General features: G+C 40.7%; 12 protein-coding genes. 11 read left to right on the top strand and 1 reads right to left on the bottom strand.

The genetic code is table 11. The features are described from left to right. The first annotated feature begins 998 nt into the window (after window positions 1-998). The 9 genes from erm (at window position 999) to DSM465_RS19620 (ending at window position 10,146) form a co-directional block, all read left to right on the top strand. Window positions 999-1,862: a 23S ribosomal RNA methyltransferase Erm gene (gene erm / locus DSM465_RS0112835; RefSeq protein WP_029761514.1), complete on the top strand. Its 864-nt coding sequence runs from the start codon at window positions 999-1,001 to the stop codon at window positions 1,860-1,862. A 361-nt stretch (window positions 1,863-2,223) separates the two neighbouring features. Beyond that, entirely contained in the window at window positions 2,224-2,547 is a 324-nt protein-coding gene (locus tag DSM465_RS0112830; protein ID WP_029761513.1) for a PadR family transcriptional regulator, read from the top strand. Then, window positions 2,540-3,100, top strand: a complete 561-nt coding sequence (locus DSM465_RS0112825; RefSeq protein WP_029761512.1) for an HAAS signaling domain-containing protein — start codon at window positions 2,540-2,542, stop codon at window positions 3,098-3,100. Before DSM465_RS0112830 ends, DSM465_RS0112825 begins: the two co-directional genes overlap by 8 nt. Next, window positions 3,093-3,896, top strand: a complete 804-nt coding sequence (locus tag DSM465_RS0112820) for a DUF4097 family beta strand repeat-containing protein (RefSeq protein ID WP_029761511.1) — start codon at window positions 3,093-3,095, stop codon at window positions 3,894-3,896. The genes DSM465_RS0112825 and DSM465_RS0112820 overlap by 8 nt, the downstream gene beginning before the upstream one ends. Window positions 3,897-4,256: 360 nt before the next feature. Beyond that, window positions 4,257-5,090: a nucleotidyltransferase domain-containing protein gene (locus DSM465_RS0112815; protein ID WP_029761510.1), complete on the top strand. Its 834-nt coding sequence runs from the start codon at window positions 4,257-4,259 to the stop codon at window positions 5,088-5,090. Window positions 5,091-5,212: 122 nt separating this feature from the next. Further along, entirely contained in the window at window positions 5,213-5,800 is a 588-nt protein-coding gene (locus tag DSM465_RS0112810; RefSeq protein ID WP_029761509.1) for a GrpB family protein, read from the top strand. 1,317 nt (window positions 5,801-7,117) lie between these two features. Then, entirely contained in the window at window positions 7,118-7,441 is a 324-nt protein-coding gene (locus DSM465_RS18370; protein WP_230459249.1) for an ATP-binding cassette domain-containing protein, read from the top strand. A gap of 860 nt (window positions 7,442-8,301) precedes the next feature. Beyond that, window positions 8,302-9,771: an alanine/glycine:cation symporter family protein gene (locus DSM465_RS0112785; RefSeq protein ID WP_029761506.1), complete on the top strand. Its 1,470-nt coding sequence runs from the start codon at window positions 8,302-8,304 to the stop codon at window positions 9,769-9,771. Between the two features lie 195 nt (window positions 9,772-9,966). After that, on the top strand, window positions 9,967-10,146 hold the full coding sequence (locus tag DSM465_RS19620) for a hypothetical protein (protein WP_011886726.1): 180 nt from the start codon (window positions 9,967-9,969) through the stop codon (window positions 10,144-10,146). A 495-nt stretch (window positions 10,147-10,641) separates the two neighbouring features. On the opposite strand, the gene sstT is transcribed toward DSM465_RS19620, so the two are convergent. Further along, window positions 10,642-11,874 (bottom strand): serine/threonine transporter SstT, encoded by a 1,233-nt coding sequence (gene sstT, locus DSM465_RS0112775; protein WP_008881301.1) that lies wholly within the window; start codon window positions 11,872-11,874, stop codon window positions 10,642-10,644. A 274-nt stretch (window positions 11,875-12,148) separates the two neighbouring features. Here sstT and rlmD point away from each other — a divergent pair, with 274 nt between their 5' ends. Together rlmD and DSM465_RS0112765 are read left to right on the top strand one after the other, a co-directional pair. Beyond that, the gene (rlmD, locus tag DSM465_RS0112770; RefSeq protein WP_029761505.1) at window positions 12,149-13,540 is read left to right on the top strand and encodes a 23S rRNA (uracil(1939)-C(5))-methyltransferase RlmD; all 1,392 of its coding nucleotides are present in this window, start codon (window positions 12,149-12,151) and stop codon (window positions 13,538-13,540) included. A gap of 236 nt (window positions 13,541-13,776) precedes the next feature. Continuing rightward, a complete protein-coding gene (locus DSM465_RS0112765; protein WP_029761504.1) occupies window positions 13,777-14,187 on the top strand; it encodes a phage holin family protein in 411 nt (136 codons plus the stop codon). The last annotated feature ends 131 nt before the right edge of the window (window positions 14,188-14,318 follow it).

The following is a 14,318-nucleotide window of genomic DNA, read 5'->3' as shown; positions in this document are numbered from 1 at the left end:
TTGTCAAGTACATTTTGTGGTGAAGAGCCATTATTTATATTATTTGTATCAAGATTACAACAATAATAGGATTCAATGATCAGCGGTGACTGGAGCATTCTTGACAAAGCCGAAGCAAATTCGCGGTAAATTTAGAAAAGGTAGTGAAGAGGCAATAGGGGGTTAAAAATGCTAATGTATATAATGTAAAAATATTCATGTAAGTTTTCCGATGGGATGTTAAACAACTGTTACAGGAGTTTCCCGTTTAGGAAAATTTACATCGGTGTTTGAAGTGCTAGCTGCAGCAAAAAATCCTAAACAAAATAAAGGTAACATTGTGATTGGTATCGAGACATTCGATCAACTATTTCTATAGGACAGGATCCTATGAATAGAAGGAAACGTTCTAACGTTGCTTCTTACTCTGGAGTCTATACGGAGATCAGGAAGATATTTGGCGGTTTAGAAGAAGCTAAAAGAAAAGGGCTATCTCCAAAACATAACAATATTTTGAAGTTGACAGTTTTTTGTATTCCTAATATAATTCCACCTGTATCTAAAAAGTTAAGGAGGATTATTAAAAAAGTGACACATTCGATGAGACTACGTTTCCTAACTTTGAACGGATGAATTGAATACGTTCAAAGGCTCTGCTTGTGAACGGCAGAGTAATGGGAGTAGTCTGTCCTTTTTTAATAATCCTTACTGGTCATTGCAATTGCTATTTGTGGCAATTGTTATTGAGGGGATTTTTGGGTCTTTGATACCCATTCTTTCATATTATATTTTTTTCAAAAAGGCAGACCTTTGTCTGCCTTTTTTATTTTTGTGAAAAATGGAGTTTTTATATGTATCAATGAATGTAACCCTAAAAGTTATTCTTATTGGGTTTCTTATGCCCATGATCATCATTTGATCTAGTCAAAACTCATAAAAAATGAAGGATGGATTATCTTCCCTTTACTCTGAATCACAAGCAGATTTGTGATTTTTTCATTCAGAGAGGAAGGGGAAATATGGCTAGAAAAACACGTACTTATAGGAAAAACAAAATTACAAGAGGTGAACCACCAAAGCATTTGGGTCAGCATTTAATGCATAATAAGAAGTTGCTTTTTGAAATTGTCGATGAAGCAAAGATAGGCCCAAATGATCTAGTTTTGGAATTAGGTGCTGGTAAAGGGGCGTTAACAGAAATACTAAGTCAAAGGGTGAAGAAAGTGATTGCAGTAGAATATGATTTTAAGTTTATAAAGATTTTAGAAAAGAAAATGCCAAACCGTAAAAACACGATTATTATCAATCAAGATATATTAAAAATTACGTTGCCGAGGGAACCTTTTGTAGTTGTTTCGAATATCCCATATGCCATCACGACACCAATTATGAAGAAACTCCTTAATCATCCATTCAATCATTTTCAAAAAGGTGTGATTGTAATGGAAAAGGGGGCGGCTAAGAGATTCACATCAAGTTATGTGAAAGACTCATATGTAATCGCTTGGAGAATGTGGTTTGATATCTGTTATGTAAAAGGAATTTCAAGAAAAAACTTTTCCCCACCTCCAAGAGTAGATTCTGCATTGGTGAAAATTAGTCGAAAACCAAATCCGATTGTGCCTTATAGTCACTATAAAATCTTTTGGGGGTTAGTTGATTACATGTTTAAAAATCCTCAATTATCGGTTGATTATGCATTAAAGGGAATTTTCACAGCACCACAAATTAAGCGTTTGAAAAGAAGCCTTCGGATAAATAATGGTTTGCCAATTGCAGCACTAACGGAACAACAATGGGGCATTATATATGAAACGATGGTAAAGTATGTACCAAAATTTAGATGGCCAAGGATTAGAGAGGGTAAGTTAAATCATTATTGAAGGGAGGAGTTCACTTTAGTTATTATAATTTGAAATGTTAAGGAGGATGATTAAAAAGTGGTGTTTAGACCATGGATCACAAACTTTGAACCAGTAATGGAATATGTTCAAAGACTCTATTTGTGTATACAAAGTATACGGGATTAGTCTGTCCTTTTTCATTCTAAAAGAACAGGCATCTTAGGGCGCTCATTTATTGCTCCTGAGATGCCTGTTTCAGTTAGATATGTTGAGTAAAAGTATTTAAATAAAAAACAGTACCTTGTAATAAACAATACTGTATGGTATATTGTTTGTTGAAAGGGATTTGTTTATCACAGTACTGTGCAATAAATAGTAGTGAGAGTGAGGTAACACCCCAATGAACACGCAGTTTAAAAAAGGAGTATTAGAGCTATGTGTACTTGCACTATTGAATAAGCAGGATCGTTACGGTTATGAGATCGTTCAAAAAATTTCGGAGCAAATGGTTATTTCAGAAGGATCGGTATATCCCTTATTAAGGAGACTGAAAAAAGAGGATTATTTGACAACGTATTTGCAGGAGTCGAATGAAGGTCCTCCTCGAAAATATTACAAGCTCACGGAAAAAGGGAGAAACCATCTTCGGAATCTTCATGAAGAGTGGATGCAATTTTCTGATGGGGTCAATCAAATCATAAAGGACGGTGGATTACATGAATAAACAACAATTTCTAACGGCTCTTGAAAAGGAGTTGAAAAAGCTTCCTCACGAAGAACGTGAAGAAATTATACAAGATTTTGAAGAGCATTTTTACATTGGAATGGCTAATGGAAAATCTGAAGAGGAAATTTCTCAATCACTTGGTTCCCCGAAACAGATCGCCAAAGAGATCGCTGCTGTTTCCCGTATCGAAAAGATCGAGACAAGCGCCACGGCCGGAAATGTTTTACGTGCAGTATGGGCTGTGATCGGATTGGGGTTTTTTAACTTTGTAACTGTGTTTGGACCATTTTTGGCATTGCTGGCAGTGGTATTTGTCGGGTGGTTTATAGGGGTAGCTTTTATTGCCTCTCCATTAATACTGCTGGTTTCTGCAATCAACCATCCTGGAATGTTCGATCTGTTCAGTCTTTTCTTTTCGATAATGCTTTGTGGAAGCGGTTGGTTCATTGTTAGGGGCATGTTGTACGTCACAAAGGGATTGACTGATCTGTTGGTGCGTTATTTAAGATATAATGTTTCACTGGTCAAGGGAGGCTTAAAGCATGATTAACACTAGACATATATCTTTTCTCGCGCTCATTCTATTGGTAGTTGGAGCAATCGGGAGTTTGATCACATTTAAGCCTGCAAGTAAGCCATTTTCCGTATCGGAAGAGAGAATATTGACTGATAAAATCATCACAGACATTGAAATCAGAGCGAATGATGAAAATGTGAACATCTTTTCTACCAAGGATTCAAAGACAAAAGTACAATTGACTGGGACCAGCGTAGAAAAAATGGATCACTATTTTTCAGTTGAAGTGGAAGATGGCACTTTATTGATCAAACTAAAGGATGATAAACCATTTTTTGATTTCTTTCATTTTAGGGGAACATCCCTAACTTTGGATGTATACTTACCTGAAAAGGTATACGAGTCATTACACGTAGACATGAACAATGGAGAGATTCAGGCTGAGAAGTTACGTATAAACAATATTGAAGCGAAATTGGCAAATGGTTACTTAGAAATGAAAGATATCGTTGCAACGATGTTAAAGGCTGATTCAGATAATGGGGAAATTCATCTTGAGAATATTGAAGGCGAAATTTACGGTAACGTCAATAACGGACAAATTTATCTGAAAACCAATCACTTGGATCGTTCATTAACACTTGAATCCGACAATGGTGATATTGAAATTAAAACAGATCAAAAGCCAACAAATGCAGTCCTAGATATCAAAACAAAAAATGGTGAAGTGACTGTTTTCGGGAATTCTAACTGGGACACTGTGATTGGTAACGGAGAAAACCAAATCAAATTAACAACTAATAATGGAGATATAAGAATTGTGAAATAAAGAAAAACAGATAAAAAAACAAACAGTCCATCTCCCGCTCCTTATTGGATGAAGCAGGAGAGAGGGATAGAGAAAAAACATTGATCGATCAAAGAAAGTTGAATACACATATGGCGAAACCAAGAGGGAAGAAACATCCACGTTCTTCCCTTTTTCTTCTTCTAAAAACCGAAAAACAAGTTTATTTCGAATAGGGACGTGAGAAGAGGAACGAGGTTATTGAAAATGGACAGCAGGTGTGATCCCAAAAATAAAATTCCGATTTCCAGATTTGAAGCCATCTAGACTTTTATGAGGTATAATGGAAAAAGATTTGATGGGAATTTTATGGAAGGTCATTGACGAAAGGTGCGGGCTTGGATGGTCAATCATATGATTCAATCAGTAGCAGAAAAGTTATCCTGTCTTCCTTTTATTGAAGGCGTTGTGTTGGGGGGCTCCCGTGCAAGGGGGACTCATGAAGAGGATTCGGATATTGATATCGGTATCTATTACAACGCAGAATTATTTGATCTCAATGCGATGAACCAGGTTGCTGCAGAATTGGACGACGAGCGTCGAAGCAACCTTGTTTTCCCTCCTGGAGCATGGGGAAAGTGGGTGAATGGAGGCGGGTGGCTGGTCATCAACGGGTATCATGTCGATTTCATTTTACGTGATATCAAACGTGTGGAACAAATCATCAAAGAAACCGAGCAAGGAATGGTCACTGCCGATTATCAGACTGGGCATCCCCATGGTTATATCAGTGCCATGTATCGGGGGGAATTGGCGATCAGCAAAATACTATATGCGAAAGATGAAACCTTCTGCCAATTAAAAAAACGGGCGGAAACTTATCCCGCTGCCTTGCGGAAAAGTTTAATTGACTTTTTTATGTTTGAAGCAGAATTTTCTTTATTGTTTGTAAAGAAAAATGTAAAAACAAATGATAAATATTATATTGCAGGCCATGTTTTTCGTATGATTTCATGTTTAAATCAAGTAATATTTGCATGCAATCATGCTTATTGCATTAACGAAAAGAAGGCAATCAAGCTGATTGAAACATTTGAGCATAAACCTGAGAACTATGCGCAAAAGGTGAATCGCATTTTTGAACTACTTGGTTCTTCGCTTATGGAATGCTGCGACATGACGGAGAAGCTTTACAATGAAGTGAAACAACTTGTATCGGAGATAAATCACTTTTAAGACGAGAGGAATTTACGGTTGAACATCTTGTTTTTACTGCTGATGGAACATAAGACTGGATCATCATGAGTGATCGCTTCAGTCTGCCCCCTCAACAATAAACAGCAAAGGAGTGTGGCACGATGCGATCGGAAAATCGCTTTACACCTAGGAGTAATGAGGAACTCCAGAAGCTTACGGTGGGTGAACTGAAACCGCACAATGCACCGATTACTCTTGTCGAATACGATCCGCGTTGGCCTGAATTGTTTGAACGGGAAGCAAAACGGATTCGTTCCGTACTCGGCAGCAAAGCATTACAAATCGAACATGTTGGCTCAACTTCGGTGCCAGGACTTTGTGCCAAGCCAATCATTGATATGCTGCTGGTTGTGGAGGATTCTGCAGACGAGCCATCATATGTTCCAGCATTGGAAGCAGCTGGCTATCGACTGCGAATTCGAGAACCTGAATGGTTCGAGCATCGTTTATTTAAAGGACCGGATACTGACATTAACTTACATGTGTTCAGCAAGGGAACGTCTGAAATCGATAAAATGTTACGCTTTCGAGATTGGTTGCGCTCGAACGAGAGCGACCGTGACAAATATGCGCAAGTGAAGCGAAGCTTGGCAAAGAATAAGTGGCGGCACGTTCAGCACTATGCAGATGCGAAAACATCAATTGTGCAGGAAATCTTAGCACGGGCGAACGATTCAAATGCTAAATAAGAAGAAAAGGTGATCTTCTAAAATTTGAGTTGTTTCTATGAACAGACAAGTTCTCGAAAATGAGAAAAAACCATTGCTATGTTCCCGCAAACGCAATGTTTAAGAGATAATCCATTAGCTCGTGACACGTTGAGTTTGTGGCGAAGATCCGTGAGGTAAGGAACGTGGGGCGGCTTGTCCGGCCCTGTTATTCATTTATTTCAATCCATTGCTAACGATCCTTAATTGTACCAACTGCCGTGGCGCTAGTATATTTATTAAAATCATCGGTGGCTGCTGTTTTGTTAAGTGCAATGGAAGGGGAAAAGGGTTTTTGCGCATGCTCATGCGCCTTGAGCTTAATGAGAGAAGACAGCGGCTAAAGAAGCCTAGCACAAAAAGGGCGTTTCTAGACGGAATATGCACTATTGTTTCGTCCATCAACAGTAGACACCAAACGTTTTGTTCGTGTTTCATGAGTGTGGGTACGATGTTTCGCTGGATTGTGTCCGAACTATTTTCTTCGCCTTTCATCATATGAAGATCTCGTTCCTCTTATGAGGCTGAATAGTTGCAACATCTATTATCCAATATATATAAACTTACAAAAAGGGGTTGTATATAATAAAGAAAAGAAAAAGGGGAAAGAACTATTCTGTTTCCGATCACATCTTTGCAATAACTGTTGTATTCTTCATGTGCTTAGCTATTATTTCATTTCCTTTCCTGCTTTTTTATGCAGTCATGCATCTTATTTCGTTGACAACTGATGTGCGTATTCATTCGCTTGGAACCTTCTCTTCGCTCAAAATTATCCTGACATTTTTTATAACGACTATAGTCACCACAGGGATGGTAGGTACGATTTTTTCGATTATCTTGAAGCGTTCGAAAGGAATGTTTGGTTTTCTTTCCGAAGCGCTTTTGATGCTTGCTTTCTTCTATCTTTATGTTTTGGTTTATTCTCTTGTGTCTGATGACATTGTAATGACCGATAAAGGTCGTCTTTATGTTTCTTATGTATGTATCGATTCATCTAGTATATATTGGTGCAAAACGGCTTTATGAATTAATCACCCGTCATGCTAGTTGAGCGTTAGTGCTCAACTAGCTCAAGTGTCACTAATGAACATACGTAATCAGGCGCCAACTAACGCTACTTCAAATTCAGTCATTGAATGAACGCACATCTCCGTGATCCGATCGAATGTTAGGTCACACTTTCATTTTATAGCACATCCACCAACAAGGATTGTTTGTATGTTTTCCGATTTTATCTAGCATCACGGGCGATAAGGATAATTCAAAGCCTAGAAGTAGAATGTTACGGGAGAACCATTGAATGATATTGAGCTGCACAATATCGCTAAATCATTTGATGATAAACATTACATACTAAAAGATATCAACTTGTCGTTACACGAAGGGGACCGTGTAGGCATTATTGGGGTAATTGGTTCGGGGAAAAGCACTTTGTTAAGAATAATCTTGGGATTGTATACTCCAACATCTAGGGAAATTAATAGAAACATATCCAATTATGACATTGGGTATTTACCTTCTACTAAAGGGATTATAGAAGAGTTTACCGTGAGAGAAAACCTCATATTTTGGGTTCAAACTTATCAATCTCCTCTCTATGTGGTTTATTTTTCTAAATAAAAAATAGACATAAAGGGGCTTTTCATTAAAATCATCACTGCTATTCTTATATTATCGGCATTAGCGTGGATAAGCAGGTGATGCCTAAAATTTCGTATAATGCAAGATCGTATCTCTGATTCAAAATTCCTTCTCTCTCAATGAAAAGAAGGAAGATTTTTCTGTTGTGATGTTAAATAGGTCCTTGGTACGTAAGGGAACCAAAGGAGTTTTCATCCCACGAATGTTCGAATTCGTTTGATTTGTGGAAATCATTATTTAAATATAATAAATATCATCTGTAAATGTCTTGGTCCCTAGCTGATGGATCGACTGGGTTCCGGCCGATCTTTAAGACCACTCCGAGTCAGTGATGTTGTCTAGCTGCTCCTTCTCAATATCTTAAGCAGCTGTCAAGCATTTGTTCACTTGGAATAATGAGAGCATAACATAGAGCCGTCCAAGCTCAATCGGCCGACTAGGGTCGATTTTTTCATTGTTCTAACATGTGAAAGTTGTTCTATTGGAGTCGCGAGATAGGGCAATCCACTGCTCGCTGGGGCAATCGTTCGTCCCAGCAGAGAAGGATTTGGAAAGGTTTGGGCCTGAATGAAAGTATTTACGTTGAACCAAATAAAAAACGACCGGCGACGATAAAAAAGCTTGACGTCGCTAGTGGTGTTGGCTCAAAATTTATTCTAAAAAAACAAATAAAAATGTCTTGCTTCTGCGCTCATAAAACAAGAGATGTAAAGTTTATTCCGAAAATACCAAAAAAAACTATTATAAAAAATTATTGAAACATTAGTGTGTGATATTTATAATAAACTTAGCTGCGTGTTATACAACAAAAGTAACTGATTAGCCGAGGAGGGATTTATTTGATTGAAAAATTTGTCGAAACAGTCAACGGATTATTATGGAGCCCTCTATTAATCGTTTTTATTGTTTTTTGTGGTTTGTATTTTAGTATTAGGACTAGATTCCTGCAGATTCGTCACTTTAAAGAAATGGTTAAGCTTGTGACGACCGGGAAGGGCTCTGATGCGGGAGTATCTTCATTCCAAGCGTTGACAATGTCGTTATCAGGCCGCATTGGTGTAGGGAATGTGGCTGGAACGGCAACGGGGATTGCGTATGGGGGACCAGGGGCCGTATTTTGGATGTGGGTGATTACCTTTATCGGCGCAGCGACGGCTTATGTTGAGTCCACGCTGGCACAAATTTATAAAGAAGAACAAGATGGACAGTACCGAGGCGGCCCAGCTTTCTATATTGAAAAAGGGCTTGGTTGGAAATGGTTTGCGATCGTTATTGCCGTAGCTATCCTTCTTGCGATGGCGGTGTTAATGCCGGGAATTCAGGCGAACTCTATTGCAGATAGCGTTTATAACGCGTTTGGCATTAATAAACTGGTTACGGGAATTATTGTTATTTCTATTCTTGGTTTTACCATTTTCGGAGGAGTTAAGCGGATCGCCAGAACGGCTGAAATTGTTGTTCCTTTTATGGCTGCTGGATATTTGTTAATCGCCATTGCGATCATTGGTGTGAACTTTGACAAAATCCCAGAAGTATTTGCTCTTATTTTTAAAAGTGCGTTTGGTGCTGAACAAGTGTTTGGTGGCATTATCGGATCGGCTGTTATGTGGGGCGTAAAACGTGGTCTTTATGCTAATGAAGCTGGTCAAGGTACAGGTGCTCACCCGGCAGCGGCTGCTGAAGTATCTCACCCGGCGAAGCAGGGGTTAGTGCAAGCGTTTTCAATTTATTTAGATGTATTCTTAGTCGTAACGGCGACTGCACTGATGATTTTATTTACAAATCAATACAATGTCATTAATGAAAAAACAGGAGAACCGATCGTTGTCAACCTTGAAGGTGTAGAACCGGGTGCTGGTTATACGCAAGCGGCTGTTGATACGCTTCTACCAGGATTTGGTTCAGCATTTATCGCGATTGCGCTATTCTTCTTCGCTTTTACAACGATGTACGCCTATTACTATATTGCTGAGACAAACCTCGCCTATCTCGTACGTGGTAAAAATAAGGGAATTGCTTTTTTGGGACTAAAAATCATCTTTTTGGCTGCCACGTTCTATGGAACGGTAAAAACAGCAACAACGGCGTGGGCAATGGGCGATATCGGGCTTGGCATTATGGTTTGGTTAAACTTGATCGCAATCTTATTACTATTTAAACCAGCCTATATTGCTTTAAAAGATTACGAAGAACAGTTGAAACAAGGCAAAGACCCAGAGTTCAATTCATCGAAATATGAAATCAAAAACGCGACATTCTGGGAAAACGGATATAAGAAATCTGAAGAGAATCAAAAGAAAGCCTTATAAGAGACGGTTGCTTTGTCGCAACAATCCGTGTCTAGGTTGCCCAGTACATGAATAGCAATGATCTGACGTCGAGGGTGTCCTAAAAGCAGCAGGACACCCTTTTTTCGTTTCGTTGAAACAATCGTACGCACATAACAAATGACGAGGCAGTTCCTATAAGGAATATGTGACGTTTCCTGAACAAGGTGAGGAGTGATGAATGTGACGAACGTGAGTATTTCTTCCGTTATTCTATTTTTGTTTGTTGTCTCAGTCATTTTGTTTGTGTATGGCTTTGTGCGAAAGAGAAAAGCTGTGAAATGGATGGCGCTCTGTTTTTTTAGCGCGTCTATCGGATTAGCTGTCTTTGTCATTTTGTTAATGCGTTATATGTAAATGAACATCAAGTCCACATTTTGAGGATGATGGGCATTATTTACTTTTATTAGCATTTATTGAGTGGAATGTAGAGAAGGGAAAACCGGCCGTACAAAATAAGCAAACGGCCGGTTTTTTATGAATATTAGTGGTTGATTCCGCCGATTTCGAAAACGATTTGCGTCAGCGCTTCGTTGATCAGCGTCAAGGTCTGTTGAGCAGTTTTTTAACATCGTTGTTTTCCACTTTTAAGGAGCCTTCGCGGCTACCGTGTTGGACGTTAACGAGAAACGAACGAACCCCAGTCGGACAGCGTTTTTCATGATGCCGACATGGGTGTCATCGGTGGCTTGTTGCGCTGATGCGTCTTTGCCCCAGACAGTGCCGAGAGCGGCTACGAGTTCATGGGTAGGCCGAAACGTTCGTAAATCGCGTTTTCATGGCTGGCCCCGGTCGGGACAGTTTGAATGGCCCTGCTTTCGCTTTTCAGACACCATGCAAAGGGGGATGCCGTTATGCTTTGATGGCCACTTGTTTTCCTTCTTTGCGTCTTTTCGCATATTCTGCTGTGGCGGTAAAAAGGACATCCGAGGATGAGTTTAGGGCAGTTTCGCATGAATCTTGCAAAACGCCAATGATGAAACCGACCCCTACGACTTGCATGGCGATATCATTCGGGATGCCAAACAAACTGCATGCTAATGGGATAAGGAGGAGCGACCCCCCAGCGACACCGGATGCCCCCGCGGCGGCGATGGCGGAAAGAACGCTAAGAATGAGTGCAGTGCCTAGGTCAACTTCAATTTCCAACGTATGAACCGCAGCGAGCGTTAAGACGGAAATCGTCACAGCGGCGCCAGCCATATTAATCGTTGCGCCGAGCGGGATCGAAATAGAATACGTATTTTTATTGAGCCCAAGCATTTCGGATAACCGCAAGTTTACAGGAATGTTTGCGGCCGAGCTGCGTGTAAAGAACGCTGTAACCCCGCTTTCCCGAATGCATCTCCAAACGAGCGGATACGGATTTTGCCGAATGTTAAGAAAGACAATGAGTGGATTCATAACGAATGCCACAAAACACATCGTCCCAAGAAGAACTGCTAATAATTTTCCATAATCAATCAAAGCGGAAAGCCCGTTAGTGACAATGGCATCGAAAACAAGCCCCATGATGCCGATGGGCGCGAAATTGATAACCCATGTAACAATTTGCGAGATGGCGTCAGAGAAATGAGCGATGACATTTTTGGTTGTCTCCGGCGCCGTCCTTAATGCGATGCCAAGCAATACAGCCCATGTCAAAATGCCGATATAGTTCGCATTCAGTAAGGCGTGAACAGGGTTATCGACAATATTAAACAGCAATGATTGAATCACTTCCGTTATGTTGCTAGGAGGAGAAACCTCTTTTGCGCTTTCGGTTAACGATAAATGAACCGGAAAGAGAAAGCTGGCTACGACGGCAGTGAGACTGGCTAGGAACGTGCTAAACCCATATAGAATCAGAATATGTTGAATATTTGTTTTTTGTCCGCTTTGATGCCGAGAAATGGCTGAGATCACGAGAAAGAACACTAATACAGGCGCGACCGCCTTTAGAGCGCCAACAAATAACGAACCGAAAATGGAAATCCATTTTGTCGATTCCGGAACGGTAACTGCAAGTGTAATCCCGATGATGATGCCGATAATGATACGTTTGACGAGGCTGACTCGATTCCATTTGGCAATGAGTTGCTTCATAACACGTTCCTCCTGATCATTCATGATGAGCGTATGAGAATAAATTCCACTGTACGTATACAAATGTTTTCTGTAGGTGAACACTCATTAGTTTAACATGAATATTAGTAATTGATAAATAGATTGTTATATCTGAATTATTTTAACTATAGAAAAATAAGGTGAATATTTAATGAGGTGGTCATGGCAGGCTGTTGCTTTGTATTCGCCCGCCCATCGTGTACAATACATAAAGAGTGACAACACACCGCTCATCTTGGAAGGAGGAAAGCCATTGATAGACGGCGCAAAACAATCGTTCATTACGGACATTGAGCAGTTAGATAAAAAAGGGGCCGGACAAGCGGTCGTTTGGCAGGAAGAGGAGGGGAAGAGAAAAAAGCTCAAACTCACCATTCCATCCACTCTTCCTGGTGAAAAGGTGCGGGTTTTGATTGATCGTCCGAAACGACGGAAGGCCAATGCTCGATTGGAAGAAGTGATCGAGGCACATCCAGAGCGGCTCGAGCCGCCGTGTCCGCACTTTGACCGCTGTGGCGGCTGTGTCTGGCAGCACTGGCAATATGAAGGGCAATTGCGGCATAAAACAGAGCACGTGAAGGCGCTCTTGGAGCAACATGGATTTGATCCGAACATTGTGCGCGAGACGATCGGAATGGAACATCCGTGGCATTACCGCAATAAAATGGAGTTTACGTTCTCTCCTGAGGGACTGCTTGGACTGCATGAGCAAGGGAATTTTTGGCAAATCATCTCATTGGAGACATGTCTCATTGCGGGTGAACGGATCGTTAAAGCTGCCATGGAGGTGGCGCGTTGGGCTCGCGATCACCAGCTGCCTGGATATCACAAAGATACCCATGAAGGGTTGCTTCGCCACGTCATGGTGCGTGAATCGTTTGCGACCGGGGAAGTCATGGTGGCGCTTTTCGCGACTGAGGCACCAGAAGGGGAGTTAAAGCAGGCCGCCGATGATTTGACGGAACGGATCACAAAGGCGCTTCCGGAAGTGAAGAGCTTGCTTTGGCTCGAGAATCGGGCGTGGGCGGATCGCATCCAGGCGGAACAAACGCACGTGTTGGCCGGTCGTGATTTCATTTATGACGAATTGTGCGGGTTCCGTTATCGCCTCTGGTTCGATACGTTTTTCCAAACGAACCCCGTGCAGGCAGCCAAACTAGTCGAACTGGCGTTGGAAATGGGGAAACCGCAGCCTCACGAAAAAATGATTGACCTCTTCTGCGGAGTAGGCACGTTTTCCTTGCCATTCGCCAAACGAGTAAAGGCGTTAGCTGGCATTGAAATTGTGGAAACATCAATCGAATCAGCCAAACGCAACGCGAAAGACAACGGCATTGACAATACGTACTTTTTGGCGCGAGACGCCCGGCGTGGCATCGATGAGGTGCTCGAACAATTCGGAAGACCGGAGCTGTTGCTTTTGGATCCTCCGCGTTCGGGTGCGGGCGGAAAAGTGATGCGAAAAATCGGCCGGTCCCAGCCGGAGCGGATCGTTTACGTCTCGTGCAACCCAGAAACGTTTGCCGCAGATATTGCAGAATTAGTTCCATTTGGATATACATTAAAAACCGTCCAACCGGTTGACATGTTCCCGCATACAGCACACGTTGAGTTGGTAGCATTGATGTCTAGGGTGGATAAATAAGAAGGGTTGAAGTATTGATAACTTTATTATCAAGATGTCGATAGTCTGGTTTATTGGGCAAATGAAGCTGCTTACCGATGGAAATTACGAGGCATTGCCATTTGGTCATTAGGGCAGGAAGATATGCGGGTGTGGGAAGCATTGCCTAAACAAATATAAATAATTCAAGGGTGTCTACAAAATGTAGGCACTCTTTTTATATAGATTATTTTAAAAACTAAAGAAGGAAACTTACTGTGAAGGATATATGGAATTGGATACAAATGATTGTTACAGCACTAGGTGGTTTCATGGGTTGGTTTTTAGGAGGGTTAGATGGCTTTTTGTATGCATTGATTATATTAGTTGTTGCTGATTATATCACAGGAATTATGTGTGCAATTGTCGATAAAGAACTATCTAGTGAAATTGGTTACCGAGGGATATTTAAAAAAGTGTTAATTTTTATATTGGTTGGTGTCGGGCATATGATTGACACTCATTTGATAGGAGATGGCAGCGTTCTTAGAACAGCGGTCATCTTTTTTTATTGTTCAAATAAAGGTATTTCTATGCTAGAAAACGCTTCACGATTAGGTTTACCAATACCAGAGAAGTTAAAAAATGTACTTGCTCAGTTACACAATAAAGGGGGAAATGAATCATGAATTTAAAAAAGTTATATTTAACAAAGAATGAGTGCTATAAAGCGGGAAGAAAGATTACACCAAAAGGAATTATGGTTCACAGCACAGGAGCAAACAATTCAAATTGAAAGCGCTATGTTGGTTCGGATGAT

Source organism: Geobacillus thermodenitrificans subsp. thermodenitrificans DSM 465 (assembly GCF_000496575.1).
GTDB classification, from domain to species: domain Bacteria; phylum Bacillota; class Bacilli; order Bacillales; family Anoxybacillaceae; genus Geobacillus; species Geobacillus thermodenitrificans.
Note: the sequence above shows the minus strand (reverse complement) of the source record. Positions and strands in the feature narration are given on the sequence as shown.

Bases quoted from the DNA above. Each gene is read 5' to 3' on its own strand.
- erm (WP_029761514.1), top strand. From the start codon at position 999: ATGGCTAGAAAAACACGTACTTATAGGAAAAACAAAATTACAAGAGGT.
- DSM465_RS0112830 (WP_029761513.1), top strand. From the start codon at position 2,224: ATGAACACGCAGTTTAAAAAAGGAGTATTAGAGCTATGTGTACTTGCA.
- DSM465_RS0112825 (WP_029761512.1), top strand. From the start codon at position 2,540: ATGAATAAACAACAATTTCTAACGGCTCTTGAAAAGGAGTTGAAAAAG.
- DSM465_RS0112820 (WP_029761511.1), top strand. From the start codon at position 3,093: ATGATTAACACTAGACATATATCTTTTCTCGCGCTCATTCTATTGGTA.
- DSM465_RS0112815 (WP_029761510.1), top strand. From the start codon at position 4,257: ATGGTCAATCATATGATTCAATCAGTAGCAGAAAAGTTATCCTGTCTT.
- DSM465_RS0112810 (WP_029761509.1), top strand. From the start codon at position 5,213: ATGCGATCGGAAAATCGCTTTACACCTAGGAGTAATGAGGAACTCCAG.
- DSM465_RS19620 (WP_011886726.1), top strand. From the start codon at position 9,967: ATGAATGTGACGAACGTGAGTATTTCTTCCGTTATTCTATTTTTGTTT.
- sstT (WP_008881301.1), bottom strand. From the start codon at position 11,874: ATGAAGCAACTCATTGCCAAATGGAATCGAGTCAGCCTCGTCAAACGT.